The sequence below is a fragment of the Kribbella sp. NPDC004138 genome (assembly GCF_053603655.1).
On the sequence record NZ_JBSGFZ010000004.1, the window covers coordinates 162346 to 186778 of the forward strand.

A 24433-nucleotide genomic window follows, 5' to 3' on the forward strand; every position below is an offset into this window, starting at 1 on the left:
ATCAAGGACATCCAGGACGCCAGCCCCGCGGCCATCGCCGCTCGTCCTCTCCGAGCCGCGATGATTCGTCAGATGTTTAGGGAATGAGTGAAGGCGCTGACTCGAAGCGCCAAACGTTGCCGTGGGCGACGAGCGTCGCTGGCCATGAAACGACAGCCTCGATCCGAGCACACCTCTTGCATGCTCGGCCCGACCCTCCGAGAGCCGTCACGATCAAGCCTGTGAGCGCTCAGCCGTTGAGCTTGCATGAGCGATCTGACGAACCCACGCAACAGCCTAGTTCCAGGCGGGCGACTGTGCTGAGTATCCACCGGATGAATGCCGGAGAAGGTTATCTGTATCTGCTTCGGCATGTCGCGGCTGGTGATGTTGATCGGCGGATGGCGACGCCGTTGACGGCGTACTACACCGCGTCGGGATACCCGCGCGGCCGGTGGATGGGCCACGGCCTTAGCGGTCTCGGCGACGGCGAGTTGGTGCCTGGGAGCGAGGTGATCGAGGCGCAGATGGCTGCACTGTTCGGACGTGCGCAAGATCCGCTAACCGGCCGGAATCTCGGCGAGCCGTACCGCGTTTTCAGGAGTCCGGAGGAGCGCATCCGGGACCGGATCCGCGAACTCGACCCAGCCGTGCCGGACCCGGAACGTGAGCACGCTGTGGCGCAGATCCGCCGCGAAGAGATGCGGAAGAAGTCGCGGCAGGCGGTCGCTGGATTCGATCTCACGTTCTCGCCGGTGAAGTCAGTTTCGGCGCTGTGGGCGACTGCCGATGTGGGGACGCAGGAGCAGATCGTCGCCGCGCATCACGCGGCTGTCGCCGACGTGTTGTCGCTGATCGAGCAGCATGCCGCCTTCACCAGGAGCGGCGACGGCGGCATCGCGCAGCTGGATACTCGCGGGATGATCGCGGCAGCGTTCGATCATTGGGACAGTCGCAGCGGCGACCCGCAACTGCACACTCACGTGGTGGTCGCGAACCGCGTACAGGGCCCGGACGGCGCCTGGCGGACCCTGGATGGGCGCGTGCTGTACCGGGCCGCGGTGGCAATGTCGGAGATCCACAACGTGCTCCTGGCCGACCATCTCACCCGCCGTCTCGGGGTGAATTGGGAGCTGCGCGAACGCGGTTCCCGGCGCAATCCGGCGTTCGAAATCGACGCGATTCCCGACGAACTGATCGCTGAGTTCTCCGCCAGAACCGCACAGATCGAGGCCAACGTAGACGCACTTCTCGACGACCGCGACGACCAGATCCGGACACCCAACCGCCGCGAAATGTACGCCTTACGGCAGCAAGCAACCCTCATGAACCGCCCCTCCAAGCACCACGCCCAACCCCTCGCCGTGCTCATGGCGCAGTGGCGAAAACGCGCCGACCAGGCCATCGGACACGGCACCGTCGCCGCCATCCAACGATCCCTCAACGCGGCCGGCGAGCGTCCCCTCGCAGCCGCAGACCTGAGCTCGGAAACACTCGACGCGTACGGCGCCGCGACCGTCCTGACACTGCAAACCAAACGCGCGACCTGGACCCGCTGGAACATCCTCGCCGAAGCCGCACGCCAAACCCGGCTCCTACGTTTCGTTTCCACCAACGACCGGTTCGCCGCGCTGCAGGCGATCGTCGAACGCGCCGAACAACACTCGATCACCCTCACCCCACCCGACCTGGTCACCACCCCCGTTAGCCGCGCCAGCGGCGAAGACGTGTTCACCATCCACAACGGCCAGATCTACACGTCACCCGTCATCCTCGGCGCCGAAGCAGTCCTGCTCGACCTCGCCCGCGACACCACCGGACCCACCATCGCCCCAGCCACCATCCACACCGCCGGCGTCAGCCCCGACAAAGCCGCCGCGCTCCACCGAATCGCCGCCAGCGGACAGAAGCTCGAAGCCCTGGTCGGACCCGCCGGCACCGGCAAAACGAGCCTGCTCTCCGCCCTCACCACCAGCTGGGAAGCCAGGTACGGCGACGGATCGATCATCGCCCTCGCGCCGTCGTCAGCCGCCTCAACCATCCTGTCCGACGCCATCGGCACCCCCACCGACAACATCGCCAAATGGATCTACGAATCCGCCGGCCTCGGCGCCGAACAACGCCGCGAGCAGATCCAGCAGACGTCGTACGCCGTACGCCTGGCCGACCGGTCGCACCGTCGACGGCGTCAGCAACGGCTTGCTGCACAGCTTGCCGCGCTCCGCGCCGAACAGGACCGCTGGAGCTTCCACAAGAACCAGCTCGTCATCGTCGACGAAGCCTCCATGGCCGGCACCATGGAACTCGCCACCCTCGCCCGCTCCGCCAACGCCGCTGGCGCCAAACTTCTCCTCGTCGGCGACGACGCCCAGCTCTCCGCAGCCGACACCGGCGGCGCGTTCCGGCTCATCGCGCGCGACACGGAGGCTGCCGAACTCACCGACGTCTGGCGCTTCACCAACCCCTGGGAACGCGACGCCAGCCTTGCCCTACGCCGCAGAGACCTCACCGCCATCGATGCCTACGACGACCACCATCGGCTGACCGCGGGCTCATCAGAGCCGATGGAAGATGCCGCCTACAAGGCTTGGCTCACCGACACCCACCACGGCAAAACCAGCCTGCTGATCGCCGCGGACAACGCGACCGTCGCCCGGCTCAACGCCCGCGCCCGCCTCGACCGCATCACCACCGGCGAAGTCGAACCCGACGGCATCGAACTCCACAACGGCAACCACGTCGGCCTCGGCGACCACATCGTCACCCGCCTCAACAACCGCCGCCTTCCCTACGGCCGCCGCCAGTTCGTCAAGAACGGCGACCACTGGACTGTCATCCACCGCTGGCCCGACGGCTCCCTCACCGTCCAAAACCAAACCGGCGACACCGTCACCCTGCCCAGCGCCTACGTACAGGAATCCGTCGAGCTCGCCTACGCCACCACAGCCCACCGAGCCCAAGGCGCCACCGTCGACACGGCCCACCTACTCGTGACAGCGCAGCTCACCCGAGCCCTCATGTACGTCGGCATGACCCGCGGCCGCCACACCAACCAGGCGTACGTCGCCACGCACCAAACAAGCCCCGACCTCCACGAGCCCCAACCCGAGCAGACCATGCAGGACGTCCTCGAAGCCGTCCTCAACAAGCTCGGCACCGAACAATCCGCCCACGAAGTCATGCGCGAAGAACTCGACAACGCCACCCGCCTCGACCGACTGGTCCCCATCCACGAACACCTCTGCCAACTCGACGCCAAGAACCGCTACCAACCCGCCATCGCCACCTCCGGCCTCGACCCAGCCGACCAAGCAGCACTCCAAGCCTCCCCCGCCTACGGCCCACTCATCGCCGAACTCCGCCGCGCCGAGAACGCCGGCCTCAACCCCACCGACCTACTCCACCGCGCCGTCAACCAATCACCGCTCACAACCGCCAACGACCTCGCCGCCGTCATCCACCACAGGCTCCACCGCCTGACCGCCCGATCACTGCACAAGACCGGACACCACCCCGCGCAGATCCTCGGCCTCATCACCCCAGCCACCCACGTCAGCGACCCCACACTCGTTGCTCCACTCCGCGAACTCGAATCCCAAATCATCGAACGCGCCAACTGGCTCGCCGAGGATCTACTTGCCCATCCGCCCACCTGGTACCGCGAGTTGCGCCATGCAGCCGGTGAGCCTCCGGCCCATGAACTCGCCGACCTCGCCCGCGAGATCGCCGCGTACAGGGAGCGCTACCAGATCCACGTCCACTCGATCCTCGGAGACGCCCCACCAGCCAGCGCTGACGATCGACACCGTCAGCACTCCCGACTCGCGAAGTTGCTCACCAGCTTCTCGTCAAAGCCTGACGAGCGATCGGTCGACAGCACAGGCATCGCTGCGGTGCCAACGCAATCCGACCCGCTGCCGGACCCAGACTGACGGCGCCGTATCAGGCGGTCGGCCAGACGTACCGGCCGTGGCCGGTAGGGTTTGGTACGACGGTCGCCGACCTGCATGCTTCCAGCAGAGTGTCGACCAACCTGCCGCGCTCCACACGCCGATCGGCCAAGCCGCTGACCAGATCAAGCACGGCTCCCGCCACCCGACGACTGGTGATCCGAATGGCTCTTCCCGAACTGGATGTTGCACGCGTGCAGCGATGGTGCATCGCAAAGGTTCCTGAGCACGCTCGCGACCAACTGCGCGTCGAGTGCGAACTCGCTCCGCGCCACCTGACGATCGTTGAACGGCGCCCGCCGTGGCGCGAGGATCTCGGGCCAGACTGGGCCAGTTCCGCAATCGCTCGCCTGCACTACAACGCCACTGATAGGTCCTGGACGTTGTACTGGGCCGACCAGCACCAACGCTTCCACACCTACGACCAAGTCGGTCCGTCTCAGAGCGTCAACGACCTGCTGACCGAGATCGACCGCGACCCCACCAACATCTTCTGGGGCTGACTGCATACGCGTCGGCATGCCGGCATAGGGCAGTTCGGGGTGCGCGACGATCTACCTCTTGTGAATAACGAGGCCAGCAGAGGAGACAGGTCCGCAGTACACGGGGCCGTCATCTGACTTCGCGAAGTTGGTGCGTTCATCTGTCACCGCGACCCTCCGGATCTCGTCAGGCGTCATACCGCTGACTTCGCTCAGATCTGTACCGCGAAGGTCCGCACCCGACAGGTTCGCACCCTTGAGTCCCACGCCGTCCAGATCGGCGCCCCTCAGATCCGCTTTGGTCAGATCCGCGCCTCCGAGGTCGGCGTTGGTCAGGCATGCCTGGCTCAGGTTCGAGTAGGAAAGATCGGCGTCGAACAACCATGCGAAAGTGAGGTCTGCTGCGCTCAGGTCCACCCGACTCAGATTTGCGGCCGACGCACTCAAGCGCGGAAAGAGGGCCTCCGACAGGTCCACTGGACCTACAACATCCTGAGTGAGGGACGCCGCAATGGCGAGCGCCGCTGCGACATCTGTGGGCAGTCGCTTGGCCAGCCGAACATTCACGAGGTCCCTCATCGAGGCGCCGCATTGTGGGGCAGGTGCGGTCGATCCGCAGAAGTCGTGGTGACGGACGAATGCGGCGAGGACGTTCCGTATCGTCAGGCGATCTCTCGGGGAATCTGCGGCAATGCGCTGCAGGGCGTAGATCGCGCCGAGACGCACGTCGACTGTGGAGGACGCGAGTTGTTCGACGGCCTTTGTGTAGCGGTCTGTGATCTGCCCTTCCTGGGTCGATCTCAAGGCCCTTGCGGTGTAGATCAGGCCAGAGGCGGTAAAGGCAAGAGTTAGGAGCACCGCGAACGACGTAATCAACCCAGTGACGACTTGAAAGGGCCGTTGCCGATGCGCATCCCACAATTCCTGACGTTCCTTGGCCGGAAGTGCCTCCAGTTCAGCGCTGGTCGGCCGACTGACGGGCGGACGACGGCGCAGTCTTCCGAACCAGGAATCGGCGGGTGGCGGCGAGGCTGTCGGCATGATCCAAGCATTCCATTCTGAGGGCAGCTCGTCGCGCTGTACGGCGGCGTACACCAAGTCCACCAGGTTGCCGGTGGTGAGTCTCCGGCAACCTCGACAAACTGTCGGTGTCAGCGGCATCTTCGCATGCAGCGCCGCCGCGAGCGGAACCAACTATTCGTACGACCGCTGGATGAGGTCAAGCACGTCGTGGACCAGTGGAGAGACGGCTTTGATCAGCGCAGTGAGCGCTTGGATCAGTCGGGTCACGCGACTAAGCCGTACTCGGGCGGAGTGACCCGCCTGCTTGGGTGCCAGCCTCCGGTCAGAAGTCGTCGACATGTCTAGCGTCTCCAGGATCGCGCTCGAGATCCTGTCGACCTCGGGCTGCTACCCATAGAAGGCAGAAGATTCGGTCGGTCTGTGACAGGCGAGTCTCCAGTAATCGGCCCTACCTTCCACCGGCGACGCGGTGCGATTTTCACCAGAGGTCGAGGTTGGCGAACTCTTGGTCTAGGGCCTTCTGCTGCGGAGGGGTTGTGGATTCGGCGGCCCATGTAGACGTCTTGGGTTATGGAGACTTGGGCTTGGCCTAGGTGGTCGGCGATCTGGCGGGCGGATTGGCCTCGGCGGTCTAGGGCGGTGGCTGTGGTTTTGCGGAAGGTGTGGGAGCGGATCCAGGTGAGGGCGTCTGAGGGTGAGGGTTGGGATGCTTGGTCTACCTGGGCGCTGAGCGCGGGTGATTTGTCGAGGTTGATGCGGTAGGTCTTGAGGAGGGTGGCTACGAGTTCGCGGTCGAGCTTGATGCGGCCGGTCTCGATCAGCTCGAGTCTGGTCTTTGGCCAGCCGAGCTTCGTGGCGACCTGTTTGCGGGTCAGGCCAGCCTGGAGGCGGGCGGATCGGAGGGTCTCGCCTAGGTCGCGGCGGGCGGTGCTGGCTACGGGGGATAGTGCACGGCGGAGGGCTCGGCGGACGTTGGACGGGTCGCGGAAGCCTCCGAGGGAGTCGGCGAAGATGGGTTCGTCGAGGCTCACGCCGGCTGCGTGGCGGCGGCGGAGCATGGTGACGGCCCCGTCGGGCAGGGGTAGAGCACGTACGCCTGCCCTGGACTTCGGGGCCTTGCGGATCAGGCCTTGGCCTGGGACGCGAACAACGGTGTGAGTGATTTGCACCGCGCCGGCTTCCAGGTCGACCTGCGACCACAGAACCGCGAGAGACTCGCCGATTCGGACTCCTGTTCCGAGCATGAAGACGACGAGGTCCGGCAGGTCGGCGTGCCGGGCGGCTTCATCGGTGGTCAGCTGTTGGCGCAGGAGGGCGATCTCTTCGGTGGTCAGCGCTCGGGGCGGGTCTTTTGGGCGGGCCTCGACTGCTTCGACCTCGCGAACCGGGTTGACAGTCAGGGCGCCGTACCGGACGGCGAGTTGCATCATCCCGGAGATGACCGCGCGGCAGGTCTTCGCGGTGGGGCGGCCGGCGTTGCGCTTGATGGTTCCGATCACTCTGTCGATGCGGGGCGTGGTTGCCTCACCGATCAGGAGTTCACCGAGGGCAGGACGCACGTAGTTCTTGATGGCTGTGCGGTACGTCGTCAGCGTCGTCGGTGATCGCCGGCCGTCTTCGATGCGTTCCTCCAACTTCTCGATCCAGAGGTCGATGAGGTCGTTGATCTTGTCGGTCGGGCTCAGCTCGCCGTACTGCGAGACCTTTGCCCGGTCTCGCAGCTTCGTTAATAGGCGGTGCTCGGCTGCGCCCTTGGTCTTGGCGGACGCGGTGACCTCACGGGTACGCCCGTCGTGGTCACGGAAGTACGCGGACGCGCGCCAGGAGACCACCTTGCCCTCGGCGTCCTTCCTCTCTGCACGGGATCGGACGTTGCCCCACGTTCCGATCGGAAGGTGCGGTCTGCTCATCTCAGCCCTCCACAGTCCAACTGCACGTGGCAGCTCAACGGCTGGGCGAGCCGGAGATCGGGCGAAACGAGATCAGTGCGACAGGATGCGATACGTCGCTCAGCAACGCGCAGCCAGCTGGCCGCGCGTGAGCCGCCGACCCCTCTCAGGCGGGCATGCATCGGCCACTCTGAGTATTGGCAGAGTTTGCGCAGACACAACTTTCACGGCCGAGGCGCCGACATGCGCCTGACCTGCAGAAACTGGTAGGCCCCGTGGGACTCGAACCCACAACCCGCGGATTAAAAGTCCGCTGCTCTGCCAGTTGAGCTAGAGGCCCTCAGGTGGTGTGGGGAACAGTGTGTCAGGTTTGGTGGGGGAATGCTTGGTGGGGGTGGGGGGTTGTGGGGGCGTCAGGCACGGTGGTATAGATCGGAATTCGCCGCGGGGGGGGAACCGACGGTGGGTTGGGGGAACGCTGTGCGTGCTGTGTTGGGGGCGGTTGTCCTTGTGCTGGTTGTTGGTGGGTGTGGGGCAGAGGCGGGTGGTGAGCCGGTGCGGGTTCTGCAGGGCAGTGCGTCGCCGATGCGTGCGACTTCGCCTCTGCCCACGTTGCCGACGTACACGACGGGCTCAAAGCCCACGTTGACGGTGACGGCTCGGCCGGTGGTCACGAGCAAGGAAGTCGTGGAGTTGCGGGTGATTCCGTTCAAGAAGAAGACGGTGACGGACGGGTCGTTGGCGAAGGGGGAGACGGCGGTTCGTACGGCGGGGGTGAACGGGACGCGCCGGCTGGTCTATCGGGTGACGTATGTGAACGGCGTGCAGACGGCAAAGACGTTGGTGCGGCAGGAGGTGGCGAAGGAGCCGCGGTCGCAGGTGACGGCTGTGGGGACGAAGGTGGAGTCCCAACAGGCCGGCGAGTGCGACCCGAACTACAGCGGCTGTGTCCCGATCGCCAGCGACGTGGATTGTTCGGGCGGTACCGGCAACGGGCCGGAGTATGTCGCCGGCCCGGTCGAGGTCGTCGGGTCCGACATCTATCGTCTCGATGCCGACCACGACGGGATCGCCTGCGAGTAGCCCGTCAGGCGCGGCGCGCGGTGACGTCGAGGTCCAGTACGACGTCGGGGCGGATCAGGGCCGTCGTAAACGAGTTCCAGTTGGCGTTCCAGGTGTGCCGGTTGATGGTGCGGGACGCCGTGAAGCGGAGCTCGTCGCCGCTGTCGGTCACCTCGAGTGGCACGGTGAGCGGCGACGTGGTCCCGCGGATCGTCAGGTCGCCGGTGACCTCGAAGCGACCCGGCGCGCTCGGCGTGATGGCGGTGGCGACGAACGTCATCGCGGGGTACGTCGGCGCGCCGAAGAAGTCCTGGCGCAACTGGTCGTCGCGACGGCGGTTGCCGGTGTCGACGCTCGCCATCTGGACGGTCAGCCACCCGGACGACGCGGACGGGTCTGCCGCCTCCACCTTCACGGCGCCCTCGAACGTCGCGAAGCGGCCGTGCACCTTTCCGCCCACGCGATGCGCGGCCACGAAGCCGATCCGGGTCCGGTCCGCGTCGAGCACATAGTCAGTCATACCCGGTACGACGAGACAGCACGGTGGACTGTCAGCCGATGACGCCCGTGGTGATGCGCCGCGGGGTGATGTCGAACATCGCGTCCTCGGGCGGATCGGCAACGTACGCCGCGCGCGCCTCCTCCGGCAGGTACTTCTCCACTGTCGCGTTCAACAGGTCGGCGTCGAGTGGAAGGAAGCGCGCCACACCCTGCATGTTCACGTACTTCGCGGTCGCGCCCTCGACCGTCTGGATCGAGAGCGACAGCGCGCCCGTGCCGGTGCGGTGCAGTCTGGTCTTCTTCGACTTGGTCGGAGTCATCACCTGGAACCGGCCGGAGTCAGGCAGGTATCTGAACCAGACCGGTGTCACATGCGGCGACCAGCCGGGGTCGTCGATCGCCAGCACGGCCACCAGCGGCTGCGCCAGGAACTCGGCCATCTCCTCGGTGTGCATGATGCGAAATCCCATACCTCCGACCATCCCAGGCACCACCGACAGCCTGTCGATTTAGGATCTGCCTACATCGACGAAGGGATCGGGGTGCTCACCTATCAGCTGACGTCGCAGGACCTGGCGGACGTCCGGTTCGCGGTGTCGCCGGTCGCGGAGACGGTGCTGTCGCTGCGCGCCCTCCGGGACCCTGGCCGCTTCCCGCTGCAGCTGGCGTGGGTCCGGGCGGTGCAGCCGTACGTCGCGGGGCTCGACTGGGACGTACTGCGATGGCTCGTCAACGACACCATGGGCAGCCCGGACTTCTTGACGCCGCGCCCGTCCTCGCCGCTCACGCAACTTGACGACGAGCTGAACCTGATCGCCGCCGTCGACCAGGCGACCTTCGAGCGGCAGATGATCGCGGTGAACGGCGAGCTGCCCGCGGAATGCACGATCGACAAGGTCGTCGAGGCGCTACGGCAGTACTGGGACGCCGTCATGGCGCCGTACTGGAGCCGTATGCGCACGCTCCTGTCCGCCGACATCAGCTACCGCGGCCACGTCCTCACGCAGCAAGGCACCGGCGCGATGCTCAACGGACTGGGCCCGGCCATCACGTACGCCGACGGGCTGCTGAAGGTGGACCGTGTCGCCGAGCAGAGCCGTACAGAAGACATCGCCGGCCGCGGGCTCGTACTGCAGCCAACGCTGTTCGGCCCGCACGCGGTCATCCCGTTCGATCCCGGCGCCGAACCGCTGCTCGGCTACCCGCCACGCGGTCAGGCAAATCTGTGGTCCGTCGTCGAACCGCCATCGCGGCACGATCTCGCCCAGTTGATCGGTACGCCGAGGGCTCACATCCTCGAGCTCCTCACCCATCCCCGGACGACGACCGACCTGGCCGGCGAGCTGAAGGTGACGCCGTCCGCCGTGAGCCAGCATCTCCAGCTCCTTCGCCGAACCGGTCTCGTCGAGCCGGAACGCACCGGCAAACAGGTTCTGTACCGGCCGACCGAGCTCGCCGCCCTGCTCACCGGCGCCACCGTCGACTGACCCGTCAGCTATAGTCGAACCGTCCGCGGGAGCTCGCAGGGAGTGGGCTGAGAGGGTGACTGGGCTGTCACCGACCGCTGAACCTGAATCGGGTAATTCCGGCGTAGGGAGGAAGCTGTGGAATCGGTCTGGGTGAACGGTACGGCGGTCGACGGGCCGGCCGGCCGGTCTGTCGCCGAGTTGATCGCGGAGTACTCCGATCGCACGACGGGGATCGCGGTCGCGGTGAACCAGAACGTGCTGACCAAGGCCGAGTGGGCCCTGACCACGCTCGAACCCGGCGACCGGGTCGAGATCGTCAGCGCGACGCAGGGAGGCTGACATGGACGACCCACTGGAGCTCGGCGGCCGCACGTACACGTCCCGGCTGATCATGGGGACCGGCGGTTCGGCCAACCTCGAAGTCATGGAGGAGGCATTGATTGCCTCCGGCACCCAACTGACAACGGTCGCGATGCGCCGCCTCGGCACCGGTCACGAGGGTTCGGTGCTCGACGTGCTGAAGAAGCACGGCATCGACGTCCTGCCGAACACGGCCGGCTGTCACACCGCGGCCGAGGCCGTGCTGACCGCGAAACTCGCCCGGGAGGCGCTGGAGACCGACCTGATCAAGGTCGAGGTCGTCGCCGACGACCACCTGCTGCTGCCCGATCCGGTGGAACTGCTCGACGCCGTGGACGCCTTGGTGGCCGACGGTTTCACCGTGCTGCCGTACACCAACGACGACCCGATCCTGGCCCGCCGCCTGGAGCAGGCGGGGTGCGCGGCCGTGATGCCGTTGGCCGCACCCATCGGTTCGGCGCTGGGCATCCGCAACCCGCACAACATCGCGCTGATCGCCGAGGCGGCGAACGTCCCGGTGATCGTCGACGCCGGCATCGGTACGGCGAGTGACGCCGCGCTCGCGATGGAGCTCGGCTGTGCCGCGGTGATGCTCGCGACCCCGGTGACCCGCGCGGAGAAGCCCGCCCTGATGGCCGCCGCGATGCGCGATGCCGTCTCCGCGGGCCGGAACGCGCGGCTGGCCGGCCGCGTGCCGAAGCGCTGGCAGTCGGCGCTGGCGTCGTCGCCTACAACTGGTCTGCCAACGTTCTAGCCTCCGCCGCGTCGACGGCCCGGTCCAGCAGGAGCGCGGTCAGCGACAACGTCAGCTCCTGGTTGGGCTGCAACGTCAACGGCTGCTCCCACGCGAGCGCCGGGCACGCCCCGACGTACTCACGGGATCGCAGGAACCACGGCCACACCTGATCCGGCTGCACCAGCAACAAGCTGACATCGCCCTGGACGAACGCGAGCCACCGACCGACGGATCCGAACGCGGCCTCGAGTCCGTCGCCGGCCGCGCTCAGGACGGTCGTCGGGGCGGAGGGCAGGCGCCAGAAGATCCCGCCGTACCCGGCGCCCTCGCGTCCACACGTCGCCGGGCTGTCGATGCGGATCGAGCCGTAGCGCGCGGTCAGCACGCTGTGCCAGTCAAGGCGCCAGCCGCCGAAGGCGAGTGCCCCGGTGAGGCGCCGGCGTTCGACCAGTTGCGGCCGCCCCTGCTCGTCGTACCAGGTGATGTCGTCGACCAGCTCGCGATCGTCGACGGTCACACCGCGGCTGCGTTGCTGACCGTGGTTCGTGAGGAGGGTCGGGCCTTGACCGCGGACGTAGGTCCGTCCGCCCCAGTGCGAGGTGCCGTTGACCTGGGCGACCGACAGCGAAAGTCCGTAGTGGTGCCGGTGGTCCACCGGGTTGACCTCGGTCAGCGGATGCCCGCCGAGCGTCCGGACCGGATGCAGGTACGGCCGTGGCGCGTGCACCTGCGGCATCCGGCGGCCGAACTCGTACCGCGCGAGCAGCCCCGCTGAGCTCCCGAGCGCGAAGATGTCGCCCTGCTGCTGCCACGTGATCCGGTCGGCCGCGTCGTCCCCGTCCGGCTGCGGCTCCTGCGGCACCGGCCCCGTGCTGGCCCGCACCGCCAAGCGCAGCTCCGGTACGCCGTCGACCGCACCGGACGGCCCCGCGATCGCCGCGTGCAGCCGCTGCCACGCGAGTTCGCCGAGGTCCTTCTGCGGCACCCGGACGGTCGTCAGCGACGGTACGGCGAAGCGCGCCAGCCCGATGTCGTCCATGCCGGTCACCGACAGGTCGACGGGTACGGCGACGCCGACCTCGTTGAGCCGCGCCAGCAGCCCGAACGCGACGAGATCGTTGAACGCGACCACCGCGGTGGCGCGCGACTCGAGCACCCGCTCCACCGCGGCGTATCCGTCCTCGATCGACCAGCCGCACTCGAGCCGGACCAGCTCCAGACCGGGGATCTCCCGCTCGGCGACGTCGAGCGCGCACAACCGCAGCCTGTTGGACGCGCTCGCGGCCGGGCCGGACAGGAACGCCAGCCGCCGGTGTCCGAGGCCGACCAGGTGATCGACGACGATCCGGACGGCGCGGCCGTAGTCGACCACCACCGACGACACCTCCGCCGGGCCCTGGCGGTTGACCAGGATCACCGGCTGCACCTGCGGCAGCAGCTCGAGCAGCTGATCCTCGTCCATCCGCGGCGAGACCATGATCAGCGCGTCGCAGCGCCGCCGGGCCTCGATCGCGATCGCCGCCTCGGCATCCGGGTTCTCGGCGGTCTCGGCGACCAGCACCTTGTAGCCGGCGGCCGCGGACGCGTTCGTGATCCCGCGCAGGATCTGCTGGAACAGCGGGTTGCCGAGGTCCGGCACGACCAGCGCGACCATGTTCGTCCGGCCCAGCGACAGGCTGCGCGCCAGGTCGCTCGGCCGGTAGTTGAGCCGCTCCGCCGCGGCGCGCACCCGGGCGACGATCTCAGGTGCGACACTGAGCCGACCGTTCATCACCCGGGACACGGTCGCCCGCGACACCTCCGCCGCCCGCGCGACGTCGGCGATCGTGATCGAGTCCTTCGGTGTCCGTCCCACCCCCGTATCCTCTCCCGATGGAAACCGGTTTCTCAACCCTCTCGAGCAGATCTCCCGGAGTTTGAGCAAGCGCTTACCGCCGGCAGCCGGACTTCGAGGGTGGACCGGCCGGTGACGCGGATGGCGCCCCGGTGGCGGTCGACGATGCCGGCGGCGATCGCCAAGCCGAGACCGGCGCCGCCCGCGCCGCCCGCACTGCCCGCGCCGCCCGCGCCGCCCGTGTCGCCCAAGTCGCCCGCGCCGCCCGAGTCGCCGATGGTGCGGGTCCGCGCCGCGTCCAGCCGGACGAAGCGCTCGAACACACGCTCCCGGTCCGCGGCCGGGATCCCGGGGCCGTCGTCGGAGACCGTGAGGACGACGACACCGTCCGCCTCGGCGACGCCGAAGCTGATCCCGGTGCGCGCGTGCCGCGCGGCGTTGCTGCCGAGGTTGCGTACCAGCCGGGCCAGTTGCGCCTCGTCGCCGCGGACCTGACCGGCCGACACCGCGGTCGTGTCGACCGCCACGCTCGTTGCCGCGCGCAACGTTTTCGCCTCGGCCAGAACCAGGTCGTCGAGGTCCACCGGCAGATCCGGCGGCGCGGACCGCTGCTCGTCGGAGCGGGCGAGCTGGAGCAGGTCGTCGACCAGGTGCTGCATCCGCAGATCCTCCGCGAGGACCGTGGCGGCGAGCTCGCCGACCCCCGTCCGCTCCGGGTGCGCCAACGCGACCTCGGCGTGCTGCCGGATCGCCGCGATCGGCGAGCGCAGCTCGTGCGAGGCGTCGGACACGAAGCGATTCTGCGACTGCTGCCCCCGCTGGAGCCGGTCGAGCATCCGGTTCATCGTCCTCGCCAGCCGGCCGATCTCGTCGGCGCGCGTCGCCGGAACACGCCGATGCAGCTCGGTCGCGGTGATGGCGTCCACCTCCCGCCGGATCGCCGTCACCGGCGCGAGCACCCGCCCGGTCACCACCCAGGTCACCCCCGCGACGATCGCCGCCATCAGCGGTACGCCGACCACGAGCACCCGGCGTACGAACCGGGTCGAGTCGAGCACGTCCACCAGCGGCCGGCCGACGACCACCTCGCCGCCGGACGGTACGACGGCGGCGGCGAACACGAAGTCCTCACCGTGGCCGGGCGGCTCGACCCTGACGCACCCGGTCCCCGGCGAGGCGAGCCGTGACCCGCCGCCGGTCACGTGCCCGGCGCGATCGATCACCTGCACGATCTCGGTCGACGAGGGTCCGACCACGACTGCGGGGGCCGCGGCGAGCTGAGCCGCGCGGTCCTGGGCGGCCCGGCAGACCTGATCGGTGAGCACCGAGCCGAGCAGCGCGACCAGCACCAACGCGCCGGCCACCAAGGCGAACCCGACGACCAGGACCGCGGCCAGCGTCACCCGGATTCGCATGACGGCACCTCCCTCACGGCTCGGCCAGGCGATAGCCGGCACCGCGCAGGGTCGTGATGAACTGCTCGCCGAGCTTGGTGCGGAGCCGCCGGATGTAGACCTCGACGATGTTCGGATCACCGTCGAACGCGTCGTCCCAGACGTGTTCCAGAATCGTCCGTTTCGACACGACCTGACCGCTTCGCCGGACCAGGAACTCCAGTAAGGACAGCTCGCGCGCCGTCAGAACCAGTTCGTTCTCGTCGAGCCAGGCCTTCCGGGCGGCCGGATCCAGCCGCAGCGCGCCGGTCTGCAACAGGCACGGTCGCTCTGCGGCGCCTCGTCGTACCAGGGCTCGGAGCCGGGCGATCAGGACCGCGTACGAGAACGGCTTGGTGAGGTAGTCGTCGGCGCCGGTGTCGAGCGCGCGCACCTGGTCGGTGTCCGCGTTCCTTGCCGTGAGCATCAGGATCGGTGTCCATACGCGCTCGGCCCGCAAGGTCGCGCAGATCTCGAATCCGTCGACCTCCGGGAGCATCAGGTCCAGGACCACGACGTCGTAGCCGTGCTCGCGGGCGAGCCACAGCCCGTCCGTCCCGGTCAGTGCGACGTCGACGGCGTACCCCTCGGCCTCCAGGCCGCTCCGCAGCCCCGTGGCCAGCCGGGGCTCGTCCTCTACCACCAGCGCGCGCATCACCCACCTCCAGGCGATCCTCCTTCATTGTGGCTGAATCCCCGCTGAATGCACCCGGTTCAGCGAGGGTTCAGCAGCGCGGGCCTAGCGTCGGACCATGGCGACGATCGAGGCGAGCCGGCTGACCAAGCGGTACGGCGGACGCACCGCGCTCGACGGGCTGACCTTCACCGCGGACGCCGGGCAGGTGATCGGGCTGCTCGGGCCGAACGGCGCCGGGAAGACAACCACGATCCGGCTGCTCACGACAATCCTCGAGCCGACCAGCGGGACGTTCGCCGTGGCCGGCGTACCCGGCGACCGGCCCGGCCGGATCAGGCAGCGGATCGGCGTACTGCCGGAGAGCGCGGGCTACCCGGGCCGGCAGACCGGCGGCGAGTACCTGCGCTACGCGGCCCGGTTGTTCGGCCGGAGCCGGCGGGACGCACGGGCAGTCGCCGATCGGTTGCTGACCGAAGGCGGCCTCGGCGACCGTGCGGACGCGCCGATCTCGACGTACAGCCGGGGCATGCGCCAGCGACTCGGGATCGCCCGCGCGCTGGTCAACGATCCCGAGGTCGTGTTCCTGGACGAGCCGGCGCTCGGCCTCGATCCCGCCGGCCAGCGGTCGATCCTCGAGACGATCGCGGACATCGCCGACCACCGCGGCGTGACCGTGGTGCTGTCGACGCACACCCTGGTCGAGGTCGAGCAGGTCTGCGACAGCGTCCTGATCCTCGATCAGGGCAAGCTCCGGGCGGCCGGACCGATCGCGGAGATCGTCGCCGGCACCGGAGGCCTGAGCGCCGCCTTCCTGGAGCTGACCGGTCATGAATGAGTGGAGCGTGGTGGCCCGGCAGGAGAGCCGGGACCTGTGGATCGGCGGCCGCGGACCGGTCTTGCTGTTCGGCTTCAGCGTCCTGCTGAGCACGATCACGTACCTCGCCGCGACCAACCGGGCGATGAACTTCCTCGAGCAGCGTGAGGCGGTCAACCTCACGGCGCAGGTCGGGCTGGCCGTGGGCGTCCTGCTGACTGTCGTGACCAGTGCGGACGCGATCAGCGGCGAACGGGAACGCGGCACCTTGGAAGGGCTGCTGCTCACGCCGGTCTCGCGGCGCGCGATCGTCGTCGGCAAACTGGCGGCCGCGTCGACGATGTGGCTGGGCTGCCTCGTCGTCACACTCCCCTATCTGTGGGTCCTCGGGCACGGGGTCGCCGGCGCGACACAGGCGGCGGTGCTCGCTCTGACCGTCGGCACGCTGGTCGCCGTCGGTCTCGGTGGTGTCGGAATGCTGTTCAGCGGGTGGACGAACTCCAACAAGACCAGCTTGGCCTGCGGATTGCTGCTGCTCCTCGTGCTGTTCGCCCCGACCCAGTTGCCGGCTCTGCCGAAGACAGGCTTCGGTCAGCTGCTGACCCGGGTCAACCCGATCGGCTCGGCGCTGCACTACACCTCGCAGGTGCTCGTCAGTCGTCGGCCGTGGACACATGACCTCAGTTACCTGGCCGCTCCGGTCGTGGTCGCCGTACTCGTCCTCGTTGTCGTGGTCGCCGCCGGGCCACGACTCGTCCGACTCACCGCGGGGTCACGATGATCCTCCTGAGCCTCATCGCCACCGTCGCGCTCGCCAACCCGACGATCACCATGGACCACGACCAGCTGACGGCCCAGATCGGCCAGACGCTCACCGTCGAATCGGTCGTCCGGTCATCCGTCCCGACGATCGCGCACTTGAACGTGGTCAGCCTCGACGGCGTGTACGTCGACCTGGAGGACTGGACGCAGGACGTCACCCAACCGGTGCCCGCCGGGCCGGAAACTCCGGTGGACTGGGAGTTCCAGGCGGTCAACCCCGGCCACATCGTGGTGTACGTCGTCCTGGTCCCCCGCACCGGTCCGCTCGTCGCGGGGCCGCCGGTCCGCATCACCGTGTCGCCCCGCCAGACCCTGGACACCGCGGGTGCGTTGCCGGTCGCGATCGCCGTACCGGCAATACTCGGTACCGTCGTTCTGGCCGGCCGAGCGAGGATAGGGCGACGACTCACGAGGAGGACGACGTGACACTCGACTATCCACAGCCCGAAGGTGTTGCTCCAGGCAACGGGTACAGCCACGTGGTGACCGGAGCCGGCCAGTGGGTGGCGATCTCCGGGCAGGTCGCGCTCGACGCGGACGGGAAGTTCGTCGGTATCGGGGACCCAGGGGCCCAGGCGGAGCAGGTGTTCGCGAACCTGGAGCGCTGCCTGGCAACCGCCGGCGCCACCTTCGAGAACGTGGTCAAGCTGACGTACTTCGTGACCGACATCGGCTACCTGCCCGCGGTCCGCACGGTCCGCGACCGGTACATCCCGGGGCCGAAGCCCGCGGGTACGGCGGTCCAGGTCGCCGCGCTGTTCAGCCCGGACGCGCTGCTCGAGATCGAGGCCTTCGCGATCGTCTAGCGCAGCAGGTCGACCGCCACCCGCGCGGCCTCGCCGATCGCGGCGTCGACGCGCGGCTGGCGGAAGTCGCCGCGGGCGGCGAGCGTGAGGACGGCGATCGCGAACGCCGCTCCGCCGGGCAGCGTGACCACGCCGGCCTCGTGCCGCAACGCACCGAACGTCCCGGTCTTTCCCGCGACACGGACGCCGTCATGCGGGAAGCCGGAGGCCAGCCGGTGCAGGAAGATCTGCCGATGCATCGTCGCCTTGACGAACTCGGTCTGCCCGGCCGACAGCAACTCCCCCGCCCACAGCCGGCGCAGCAGGAAGGTCAGGTCGCGCGCGCTGGCCGCTGACCCGTTCGCCGCCTCGTACACCCCGGCCGGATCGGTGCGGTCGTTGTCCGCGAGTACGGCGAGCGCGGCGTCGGCGTTGTCGGCGCCGGTCCGCCGTTGCAGGTCCCGCAGATTGCCCGCGGTACCCCGGCGGACCCAGGTGTGGCGCAGGCCGAAGGACTCCAGGATCCCGGCCAGCCGGCGCAGCCCGACGATGTCCAGCAGCGCGTCGGCCGACGCGTTGTCCGAGACGGTCGCCATCGACAGCGCCAGATCGCGCAGCGACACCGTCACCGGGTCCGCGAACACGGACAGCCCGGTCGGTCCGGCGGTCCGCTCCGACGGTTCGAGTGTCACGCGCTCACGCGGATCGAGGGCGCCCTCGTCCACCAGTCTGCAGAACCCGGCGAGCAGCGGCAGCTTGTAGACCGAGGCCAGCGGCACGACCACGTCGGCGTCGTGCTCGACGGTCGCTTCGGGGTCGTCGAGCGAGACCGCATGCAGCCAGCCGCGGACGCCGGCGTCGTCGAAGATGCCGCGGATCCGCGCGTTCACGCCGCCAGTGCTTCCGTGAGCTGCGCCATCACGTCGTTCGGTCGCAGGAACGGCGTACGCGTCCTCGACCAGACCAGCCGGAGCCGCAACGGCAGCGGATCGTCGGCCAGTCGATGCCGTGCGACACCCGGTGCGATCAGGGCCGGGTCGGCGGTCACCACGATCGCCTGACCGGCTGCCGCCATCGCCAGCCCGGCGCGCTCGTCCGTCACCACGACCGTGCCGCCGTCCGGCCGGTGCAACGCCAACGTGTCCAGGAACAGGTCCCGGGCCGCCGGCGCCTCGGCCCGCGGCCGGACCGCGACCGGCAACCCCTTCAACTGTCGCAAGGCCACGACCTCGCCACCGACCATCGATGCAGTCACGGTCGACGCCGGCACCAGGGCCCAGGTCGGCAGCAGCGACACCGGGCCGGCCTCCAGACCGTCCAGCACGGCGGGATGCAGTACGGCGGCCAGCGTCAACCGGCCCGTACCGACCTGGTTGACCAGCGAGCTCGTCGGCGCCGTCACCACCGTCACCCGGCTGCCCGGAATGACCGCACCGCAGGCTGCGGCGACCGCCGCGCCCGCCGACGGCGGCACCTCGGGCGCCAGACCGAGCCGGATCTCGGGCCCCTCGGGATCGCGGGCCACGGCCGCCTGGTGCAGCTCCTCGATGGAAGTCAGGGCACGTCGCGCGTACGGCAGCAGCGCGGCGCCGGCGGGGGTGAGCTCGACCTGACCGGCACCGCGTTCGAAGAGCTTCGCGCCGACCAGCGCCTCCAGCCGGCGCAGGCCCTGGGACAGCGGCGGCTGGGTGATGCCGACGACCCGCGCCGCGTCGCCGAAGTGCTGCTCCTCGGCGAGGGCGATGAAGATCTGCAGATGTCTCTCGGTCAGCATGGACCCGACTGACCTGCGGTGATATCTCCAGACAATCGACTCATGCGTAAGAGCATATTCGACATCGCCGAAGCGCTCGCCTTGACTGACCGAAACGAGAGGAGACAGCGTGAAGGTGAGTCGGAGAGGAATGCTGGCAGGCGCGGCGGCGGCCGGAGCCGCGGGCGTGGCGGGCGCGATCGGACTGGAGGGCCGGAGCGACGCGGCAACAGCCGGGCAAGTAGGTGAGGCTGGTCAGGGCCGGGCTCAGCGGGAGCCGGTGGAGCTGACCTGGTTCGGGACGCATGCGTGGCAGATCCGCTGCGGCAAGAGCGTCGTACTGACCGATCCGTGGCTGACCCGGTTCCACACCGGAACGTTCACGCCGGAGGGCGCCGACCCGAAGTCCAAGCTGGTGATCAAGCCCGACGTCATCGACAAGCACCTCGGCGCCGCCGACGCGATCCTGGTGCACCACGGCCACTACGACCACATGGCCGACGTCCCGTACGTCGCAAAGAAGACGCAAGGCACCGTGCTCTGCACGGAGACGCACGCCAATCTGCTGCGGGCGATGAAGACGCCGAACGAGCTGCTGTCACCGGTGCGGGGCGGTGAGTACCTGCCGTTCGAGGGCTTCACGGTCGAGGTGTTCCCGTCGCTGCACTCCTGCGGCGGCAAGCGGCACACCTACGCGTACCCGGGCTACCGGTACGACGTCCCGCCGCGCCCGCGCGTGATCGAGGACCTGGTCGAAGGCGGCACGCTCGCGTTCGTGATCACGATCGGCGGCGTGCGCATCCTCAGCCTCAGCACGGCGAACTTCGACCCGAACGCCCTGCGCGACCTCCAGGTCGACGTCGTCCTCGCGGCACCGGGCGGCGAACCGGGGATCACCGACCGTCTGCTGCGGACGATCAAGCCGGTCACCAGGGTCGTCGCCACGCACTGGGACGACTTCGACAAGCCGCTCGACGAGCCCGGCGTCCCGTGGACCGACCTGACCCCGTTGCGCACCTCGGTCGAGAAGACCGGCGCCGAGTTCGTCGTCCTCGATCACCTGCAGCAGATCACCCTCTAAGAACCTGCCGCGCTGGGAACACCCGCCGGGGTCTAGGAACAAGCTATTGCCTGTTCCCAGACCCCGGCACATGTCGTCAACGCGCAACTCCGCGATTACCCGATCGAGCTGGGGAGGATCTTCTACCTGAATCGGGAAGAAATCCTCCCCAACCCCGGACGACCTCCGTTGCCGACGCATACACAGCAGAGGCGCCGGTCATCTACTGAACTGAGCGTCACCGCCGCGCCTGCAGCCGCATTCAACCGACCAAAGGGCGGACGCGGTAGTGGTAGCGCGAGACGGTCTGGAAGCCGAGGCGGTTGTACAGAGTTCGGGCGGGGGCGTTGTCCTCCAGGACGCTCAGCCAGACCCACTTCGCTCCACGGTCTGTTGCCGCTTGCAACAGACCGTGGATCACCGCGGACGCCAGTCCCCGGCGGCGGAAGTCCTCGTCGACGGCGAGGCAGTAGAGACCGGCGGTGTCGTCGACGAGCGCGAGCCGGCCGATCGCCTGCGCCCGCCGGTCGTCGGCGACCGTCGCGTAGAGCGCGTTCCCGCGGACCAGGATCTCCTCCGCGGCCGCTCGCGTGTCGTCGCCACGGCCGTCGACGCTCCACCAGCAGTCGGTCCAGAGCACGGACGGCGCGGTGGATATATTCACCTCAGGCGTCGTCGGTGCCGGCAGCTTCGCGAGGACGTCGGAGATCGGCGCGCACTGCACCAGCGTCGGGTTGCGGACCTCGTAGCCGCGCGCCTCGAGATGCGCGTCGAGATCGCTCGGCTGGACCGCCGGGCTGATCTGGAACGACGGCCTGATGTCGTGCGCGACATACAGATTCTCGACGTATTCCAAGGCCTTGTCGAGGTCGAACGGCGCACTCGCGGGCAGCACCGAGTTCGCTCGGAGGGTGACCCCGGCGTTGCGCCGGACCAGCCAGCCGTCCAGCTCGGTGCTGTCCGCGGCCTGCCAGCCTTGGTTCATCAGAGCGTCCATACGCGCTTCGGCGATCACTCCACCAAGAGTAGAACCGCCCGGATCGAATTGCAATGAATTGGATACTTATTCATCGGCTGCGGATCTCCGCGACCACGTCCGCGAGCAGATCGATGCCCTCAACAACTTCTTTCCGGGACAGCGAGCCGTACCCGAACACCAGCCCGGCCGGGCCGGCCCCGGAAACCCAGTACGGCGCGAGGCCGTACACCCCGAGCTCACGCTTCAGCGCCGCCTCCCGCAGAGCGTCCTCGCCGAGGTCCGGCGGCAACCACGTCAGCACGTGCAGCCCGGCCGAGACCCCGACCGGCTCGAGCTCCGGCAGCCGCGCCGCCAGCCGCTCGACCAGCGTGTCCCGCAGCGCCCGGTACCGCGGCCGCATCCGCCGCAGATGCCGGTCGAACTCACCCCGCGCCACGAAGTCCGCGAACGCCAACTGGTCGAACACCGGCGACCCGCGATCGTCCATCAGCTTGGCCTGGGCCATCGGCTCGACCAGCCACGCCGGCAGGATCAGCCAGCCCAGCCGCAGCCCCGGCGCCAGCGTCTTCGAAGCCGTCCCCGCGTACGCAACGCAATCGGGCGCGAGTCCTTGCATCGCACCGACCGGCTCCCGGTCGTACCGGTACTCGGCGTCGTAGTCGTCCTCGATCACCAACCGGTCGCCGCGCCCCGCCCACGCCACGAGCGCCGCCCGGGTCTCCGCCGACGTCACGGCCCCGGTCGGGAACTGGTGTGCCGCCGTCACCAGGACGACGTCCGCCCCGGACCGCTCCAGCGCCGCCACGTCGACCCCGGACGTCAGCACCGGTACGCCGACCGTCTCCAGGCCGGCCGCTGCCGCGACCTCCCGGAGATCGTTGTCGGACGGATCTTCGACCGCGAGCCGCCGGCGCCCGGCCGCCGCCAGGACCTGCAGCAGCAACCGCGATCCCTGCGCGAAGCCGTTGCAGATCACCATGTTCTCCGGGCGTGCCGCCGTACCGCGGACCCGGTTCAGGTAGTCGGCGAGCGCGGTGCGGAGCTCGATCGTGCCGCGGCCGTCGATGTAGGCCAGGCTGCGGTACGGCGTCTCGTTGAGGACCCGGCGTATTGATCGGAGCCAGGCGGCGCGCGGGAATTCGGAGACGTCCGGGCGGCTGTAGCGGAAGTCGATCCGCGGCGGGCCGGCAACTGCGGCCGGGGCGGCCGTCGGCGAGACGACGGCGATGTCGGCGACCTGCGTGAACCCGCCGCCGCGGCTGACCAGGTATCCCTCGGCGACCAGTTGCTGGTAGGCCTCGACGACCACGCCGCGCGACAGCCCGAGGTCCTGCGCCAGGGCGCGCGTGGACGGCATCACGGTCTCGGCGCGCAGCAGGCCGGCCCGGATCCTGGTCCGGATCCCGCTCTCGAGCTGCTGGTGCAGCGGCACGCCGCTGTCCCGCTGCAGCTCGACCAGGAGTTCACCGGTTCCGGAACTGGTCCTCATTCGGCTCACAGAACTGGACCTTATCGGCGTACCGCTGCGCTGTCAGGGTTGTGGAACAGACCAAACACCCCAGGAGAGCTGAGATGACCGAGTTTCTGCGCACCGGCGACGCCGGGTACGACGAGGCCCGCACCGTCTGGAACGCCATGATCGACCGCAGCCCGGCCGTGATCGCCCGGTGCGCCTCGACCGCGGACGTCGCCGAGGCGGTGCGCTTCGGACGCGCGGCCGGCCTGGAGATCGCGGTCCGCTGCGGCGGACACAACATCGCCGGTCTCGCGGTCCCCGAGGACGGGCTGATGATCGACCTGACGCCGATGAACGCGGTCCGGGTCGACCCCGACGCGCAGCGGGCGTGGGTGCAGGGCGGCGCGCTGCTGGGCGAGCTGGACAAGGCGGCGCAGGAGCACGGGCTGGCGACCACGGCCGGCAACGTCTCGCACACCGGCGTCGGCGGGCTGACGCTGGGTGGTGGGATGGGCTGGCTGGCACGGCGGTTCGGGCTGGCCTGCGACAACGTCGTGTCGTACGAGGTCGTGACGGCTGACGGCACCGTGGTCCGGGCGAGCGCCGACGAGAACGCCGAGCTGTTCTGGGGCCTGCGCGGCGGCGGCGGGAACTTCGGGATCGTCACGTCGTTCGAGTTCCGGCTGCACCAGGTCGGGACGCGGGCTCTGATCGTCGAGTTCAGCTATCCGCTCTCGGCAGGCTTCGAGGTGCTGCGCGGATGGCGGGAGCTGAACGCCGACGCGCCGCGGGAGGCGACGTTCACCGCGAACATCACCGGGGACTCCCTGACGGTCGGGTACGTGTGGGTCGGCGCGGGCGGGTACGACCTGCTGCCGGCGTTCCGCGCGCTCGGGCCGGTGAGCGACGAGCTGATCGAGGAGACGACGTACCTGAAGCTGCAGACGCGCGACGACAACGTGCAGGGGCACCGCTTCCGGCGGTACTGGAAGGGGCACTACTTCAAGTCGCTGCCCGACGAGGCGATCCGCGCGCTGCTCGACAATCCGGGCGTGGGCGCGAGCCTGCAGGCGTACGGCGGCGCGATCGCCGACATCCCGGCGGACGCCGCGGCGTTCAGCCATCGGGACACGCTGTTCGAGTTCGTCACCGCGACGCGCTGGGAGGACCCGGCCGAGGACGCGGAGCGGATCGCCCGGCTGCGCGGGTACGCCGCGACGCTGGCGCCGTACGCGAGCGGGGCCTACGTGAACACGCTGAACGAGGACCCGATCCAGCGCGCGTTCCCGCCCGCGACGCTGCGCCGGCTGGTCGCGCTGAAGACGGCGTACGACCCGGCCAACGTGTTCCACCTGAACCAGAACATCCGCCCCGGCGAGCCGAGCGCCGAGTCCGCCGCCTGACTGGTA

The 24433-nt window shown here is 68.9% G+C and carries 23 protein-coding genes, 1 tRNA gene and 1 riboswitch; of the genes, 12 read left to right on the forward strand and 12 right to left on the reverse strand.

Annotation, left to right across the window (positions count from 1 at the left end; translation table 11 throughout):
• The first annotated feature begins 83 nt into the window (after positions 1-83).
• On the forward strand, positions 84-3911 hold the full coding sequence (gene mobF, locus ACWEOO_RS06855; protein WP_452142176.1) for a MobF family relaxase: 3828 nt from the start codon (positions 84-86) through the stop codon (positions 3909-3911).
• Positions 3912-4093: 182 nt separating this feature from the next.
• Complete coding sequence (locus ACWEOO_RS06860; RefSeq protein WP_452142177.1) at positions 4094-4432, forward strand: DUF3024 domain-containing protein; 339 nt, start codon at positions 4094-4096, stop codon at positions 4430-4432.
• Between the two features lie 51 nt (positions 4433-4483).
• On the opposite strand, the gene ACWEOO_RS06865 is transcribed toward ACWEOO_RS06860, so the two are convergent.
• The 3 genes from ACWEOO_RS06865 to ACWEOO_RS06875 all read right to left on the reverse strand — a co-directional run bounded on the left by ACWEOO_RS06865 (position 4484) and on the right by ACWEOO_RS06875 (position 7663).
• A complete protein-coding gene (locus tag ACWEOO_RS06865; RefSeq protein WP_452142178.1) occupies positions 4484-5572 on the reverse strand; it encodes a pentapeptide repeat-containing protein in 1089 nt (362 codons plus the stop codon).
• A 203-nt stretch (positions 5573-5775) separates the two neighbouring features.
• Positions 5776-7344, reverse strand: coding sequence for a helix-turn-helix domain-containing protein (locus ACWEOO_RS06870; RefSeq protein ID WP_452142179.1), 1569 nt, complete (start codon positions 7342-7344; stop codon positions 5776-5778).
• A 243-nt stretch (positions 7345-7587) separates the two neighbouring features.
• Positions 7588-7663, reverse strand: a tRNA-Lys gene (locus ACWEOO_RS06875).
• Positions 7664-7974: 311 nt separating this feature from the next.
• Between ACWEOO_RS06875 and ACWEOO_RS06880 the strand changes: the two genes are divergently transcribed.
• Positions 7975-8406 (forward strand): G5 domain-containing protein, encoded by a 432-nt coding sequence (locus ACWEOO_RS06880; RefSeq protein ID WP_452142180.1) that lies wholly within the window; start codon positions 7975-7977, stop codon positions 8404-8406.
• A gap of 4 nt (positions 8407-8410) precedes the next feature.
• On the opposite strand, the gene ACWEOO_RS06885 is transcribed toward ACWEOO_RS06880, so the two are convergent.
• Together ACWEOO_RS06885 and ACWEOO_RS06890 are read right to left on the reverse strand one after the other, a co-directional pair.
• Positions 8411-8905: a YceI family protein gene (locus tag ACWEOO_RS06885; protein WP_452142181.1), complete on the reverse strand. Its 495-nt coding sequence runs from the start codon at positions 8903-8905 to the stop codon at positions 8411-8413.
• A gap of 31 nt (positions 8906-8936) precedes the next feature.
• Positions 8937-9356 (reverse strand): pyridoxamine 5'-phosphate oxidase family protein, encoded by a 420-nt coding sequence (locus ACWEOO_RS06890; RefSeq protein ID WP_452142182.1) that lies wholly within the window; start codon positions 9354-9356, stop codon positions 8937-8939.
• A 72-nt stretch (positions 9357-9428) separates the two neighbouring features.
• Between ACWEOO_RS06890 and ACWEOO_RS06895 the strand changes: the two genes are divergently transcribed.
• The 3 genes from ACWEOO_RS06895 to ACWEOO_RS06905 all read left to right on the forward strand — a co-directional run bounded on the left by ACWEOO_RS06895 (position 9429) and on the right by ACWEOO_RS06905 (position 11469).
• On the forward strand, positions 9429-10373 hold the full coding sequence (locus tag ACWEOO_RS06895) for a DUF5937 family protein (RefSeq protein ID WP_452142183.1): 945 nt from the start codon (positions 9429-9431) through the stop codon (positions 10371-10373).
• Positions 10374-10388: 15 nt separating this feature from the next.
• A riboswitch (TPP riboswitch) is annotated at positions 10389-10500 on the forward strand.
• On the forward strand, positions 10491-10694 hold the full coding sequence (gene thiS / locus ACWEOO_RS06900) for a sulfur carrier protein ThiS (protein ID WP_363708056.1): 204 nt from the start codon (positions 10491-10493) through the stop codon (positions 10692-10694). It overlaps the preceding riboswitch by 10 nt.
• Position 10695: 1 nt before the next feature.
• Positions 10696-11469, forward strand: coding sequence for a thiazole synthase (locus tag ACWEOO_RS06905; protein WP_355699893.1), 774 nt, complete (start codon positions 10696-10698; stop codon positions 11467-11469).
• On the opposite strand, the gene ACWEOO_RS06910 is transcribed toward ACWEOO_RS06905, so the two are convergent.
• Genes ACWEOO_RS06910 through ACWEOO_RS06920 form a run of 3 tightly spaced genes read right to left on the reverse strand, consistent with a single transcriptional unit; the run spans position 11444 to position 15373 of the window.
• Positions 11444-13306 (reverse strand): DUF6807 family protein, encoded by a 1863-nt coding sequence (locus tag ACWEOO_RS06910; RefSeq protein ID WP_452142184.1) that lies wholly within the window; start codon positions 13304-13306, stop codon positions 11444-11446. The genes ACWEOO_RS06905 and ACWEOO_RS06910 overlap by 26 nt on opposite strands.
• Positions 13307-13338: 32 nt before the next feature.
• The gene (locus ACWEOO_RS06915; protein WP_452142185.1) at positions 13339-14700 is read right to left on the reverse strand and encodes a sensor histidine kinase; all 1362 of its coding nucleotides are present in this window, start codon (positions 14698-14700) and stop codon (positions 13339-13341) included.
• A 13-nt stretch (positions 14701-14713) separates the two neighbouring features.
• Positions 14714-15373, reverse strand: coding sequence for a response regulator transcription factor (locus ACWEOO_RS06920; protein WP_359937404.1), 660 nt, complete (start codon positions 15371-15373; stop codon positions 14714-14716).
• 97 nt (positions 15374-15470) lie between these two features.
• On the opposite strand from ACWEOO_RS06920, the gene ACWEOO_RS06925 reads away from it, so the two are divergent.
• Genes ACWEOO_RS06925 through ACWEOO_RS06940 form a run of 4 tightly spaced genes read left to right on the forward strand, consistent with a single transcriptional unit; the run spans position 15471 to position 17797 of the window.
• Positions 15471-16190 (forward strand): ABC transporter ATP-binding protein, encoded by a 720-nt coding sequence (locus tag ACWEOO_RS06925; RefSeq protein WP_452142186.1) that lies wholly within the window; start codon positions 15471-15473, stop codon positions 16188-16190.
• Positions 16183-16950 (forward strand): ABC transporter permease, encoded by a 768-nt coding sequence (locus tag ACWEOO_RS06930; protein WP_452142187.1) that lies wholly within the window; start codon positions 16183-16185, stop codon positions 16948-16950. The genes ACWEOO_RS06925 and ACWEOO_RS06930 overlap by 8 nt, the downstream gene beginning before the upstream one ends.
• Positions 16947-17417: a hypothetical protein gene (locus ACWEOO_RS06935; protein WP_452142188.1), complete on the forward strand. Its 471-nt coding sequence runs from the start codon at positions 16947-16949 to the stop codon at positions 17415-17417. The genes ACWEOO_RS06930 and ACWEOO_RS06935 overlap by 4 nt, the downstream gene beginning before the upstream one ends.
• A complete protein-coding gene (locus ACWEOO_RS06940) occupies positions 17414-17797 on the forward strand; it encodes a RidA family protein (RefSeq protein ID WP_363708041.1) in 384 nt (127 codons plus the stop codon). The genes ACWEOO_RS06935 and ACWEOO_RS06940 overlap by 4 nt, the downstream gene beginning before the upstream one ends.
• Here ACWEOO_RS06940 and ACWEOO_RS06945 read toward each other — a convergent pair.
• Together ACWEOO_RS06945 and ACWEOO_RS06950 are read right to left on the reverse strand one after the other, a co-directional pair.
• Positions 17794-18666, reverse strand: a complete 873-nt coding sequence (locus ACWEOO_RS06945) for a serine hydrolase (protein WP_363708039.1) — start codon at positions 18664-18666, stop codon at positions 17794-17796. The genes ACWEOO_RS06940 and ACWEOO_RS06945 overlap by 4 nt on opposite strands.
• Positions 18663-19550 (reverse strand): LysR family transcriptional regulator, encoded by an 888-nt coding sequence (locus tag ACWEOO_RS06950; protein ID WP_452142189.1) that lies wholly within the window; start codon positions 19548-19550, stop codon positions 18663-18665. Before ACWEOO_RS06950 ends, ACWEOO_RS06945 begins: the two co-directional genes overlap by 4 nt.
• Before the next feature lie 109 nt (positions 19551-19659).
• On the opposite strand from ACWEOO_RS06950, the gene ACWEOO_RS06955 reads away from it, so the two are divergent.
• Positions 19660-20610: an MBL fold metallo-hydrolase gene (locus ACWEOO_RS06955; RefSeq protein ID WP_452142190.1), complete on the forward strand. Its 951-nt coding sequence runs from the start codon at positions 19660-19662 to the stop codon at positions 20608-20610.
• 241 nt (positions 20611-20851) lie between these two features.
• On the opposite strand, the gene ACWEOO_RS06960 is transcribed toward ACWEOO_RS06955, so the two are convergent.
• Together ACWEOO_RS06960 and pdxR are read right to left on the reverse strand one after the other, a co-directional pair.
• Complete coding sequence (locus ACWEOO_RS06960; protein ID WP_452142191.1) at positions 20852-21604, reverse strand: GNAT family N-acetyltransferase; 753 nt, start codon at positions 21602-21604, stop codon at positions 20852-20854.
• 52 nt (positions 21605-21656) lie between these two features.
• A complete protein-coding gene (gene pdxR, locus ACWEOO_RS06965; protein WP_452142192.1) occupies positions 21657-23057 on the reverse strand; it encodes a MocR-like pyridoxine biosynthesis transcription factor PdxR in 1401 nt (466 codons plus the stop codon).
• A gap of 83 nt (positions 23058-23140) precedes the next feature.
• Between pdxR and ACWEOO_RS06970 the strand changes: the two genes are divergently transcribed.
• A complete protein-coding gene (locus ACWEOO_RS06970) occupies positions 23141-24427 on the forward strand; it encodes an FAD-binding oxidoreductase (protein ID WP_452142193.1) in 1287 nt (428 codons plus the stop codon).
• Positions 24428-24433: the final 6 nt, after the last annotated feature.

What these genes read in the sequence shown, in the direction of transcription:
- pdxR (WP_452142192.1), bottom strand. Translation starts at nt 23,057, where the DNA reads ATGAGGACCAGTTCCGGAACCGGTGAACTCCTGGTCGAGCTGCAGCGG.
- ACWEOO_RS06935 (WP_452142188.1), top strand. Translation starts at nt 16,947, where the DNA reads ATGATCCTCCTGAGCCTCATCGCCACCGTCGCGCTCGCCAACCCGACG.
- ACWEOO_RS06860 (WP_452142177.1), top strand. Translation starts at nt 4,094, where the DNA reads ATGGCTCTTCCCGAACTGGATGTTGCACGCGTGCAGCGATGGTGCATC.
- ACWEOO_RS06870 (WP_452142179.1), bottom strand. Translation starts at nt 7,344, where the DNA reads ATGAGCAGACCGCACCTTCCGATCGGAACGTGGGGCAACGTCCGATCC.
- ACWEOO_RS06950 (WP_452142189.1), bottom strand. Translation starts at nt 19,550, where the DNA reads ATGCTGACCGAGAGACATCTGCAGATCTTCATCGCCCTCGCCGAGGAG.
- ACWEOO_RS06915 (WP_452142185.1), bottom strand. Translation starts at nt 14,700, where the DNA reads ATGCGAATCCGGGTGACGCTGGCCGCGGTCCTGGTCGTCGGGTTCGCC.
- mobF (WP_452142176.1), top strand. Translation starts at nt 84, where the DNA reads ATGAGTGAAGGCGCTGACTCGAAGCGCCAAACGTTGCCGTGGGCGACG.
- ACWEOO_RS06885 (WP_452142181.1), bottom strand. Translation starts at nt 8,905, where the DNA reads ATGACTGACTATGTGCTCGACGCGGACCGGACCCGGATCGGCTTCGTG.
- ACWEOO_RS06930 (WP_452142187.1), top strand. Translation starts at nt 16,183, where the DNA reads ATGAATGAGTGGAGCGTGGTGGCCCGGCAGGAGAGCCGGGACCTGTGG.
- ACWEOO_RS06925 (WP_452142186.1), top strand. Translation starts at nt 15,471, where the DNA reads ATGGCGACGATCGAGGCGAGCCGGCTGACCAAGCGGTACGGCGGACGC.
- ACWEOO_RS06865 (WP_452142178.1), bottom strand. Translation starts at nt 5,572, where the DNA reads ATGCCGCTGACACCGACAGTTTGTCGAGGTTGCCGGAGACTCACCACC.
- ACWEOO_RS06920 (WP_359937404.1), bottom strand. Translation starts at nt 15,373, where the DNA reads ATGCGCGCGCTGGTGGTAGAGGACGAGCCCCGGCTGGCCACGGGGCTG.
- ACWEOO_RS06890 (WP_452142182.1), bottom strand. Translation starts at nt 9,356, where the DNA reads ATGGGATTTCGCATCATGCACACCGAGGAGATGGCCGAGTTCCTGGCG.
- ACWEOO_RS06905 (WP_355699893.1), top strand. Translation starts at nt 10,696, where the DNA reads ATGGACGACCCACTGGAGCTCGGCGGCCGCACGTACACGTCCCGGCTG.
- ACWEOO_RS06970 (WP_452142193.1), top strand. Translation starts at nt 23,141, where the DNA reads ATGACCGAGTTTCTGCGCACCGGCGACGCCGGGTACGACGAGGCCCGC.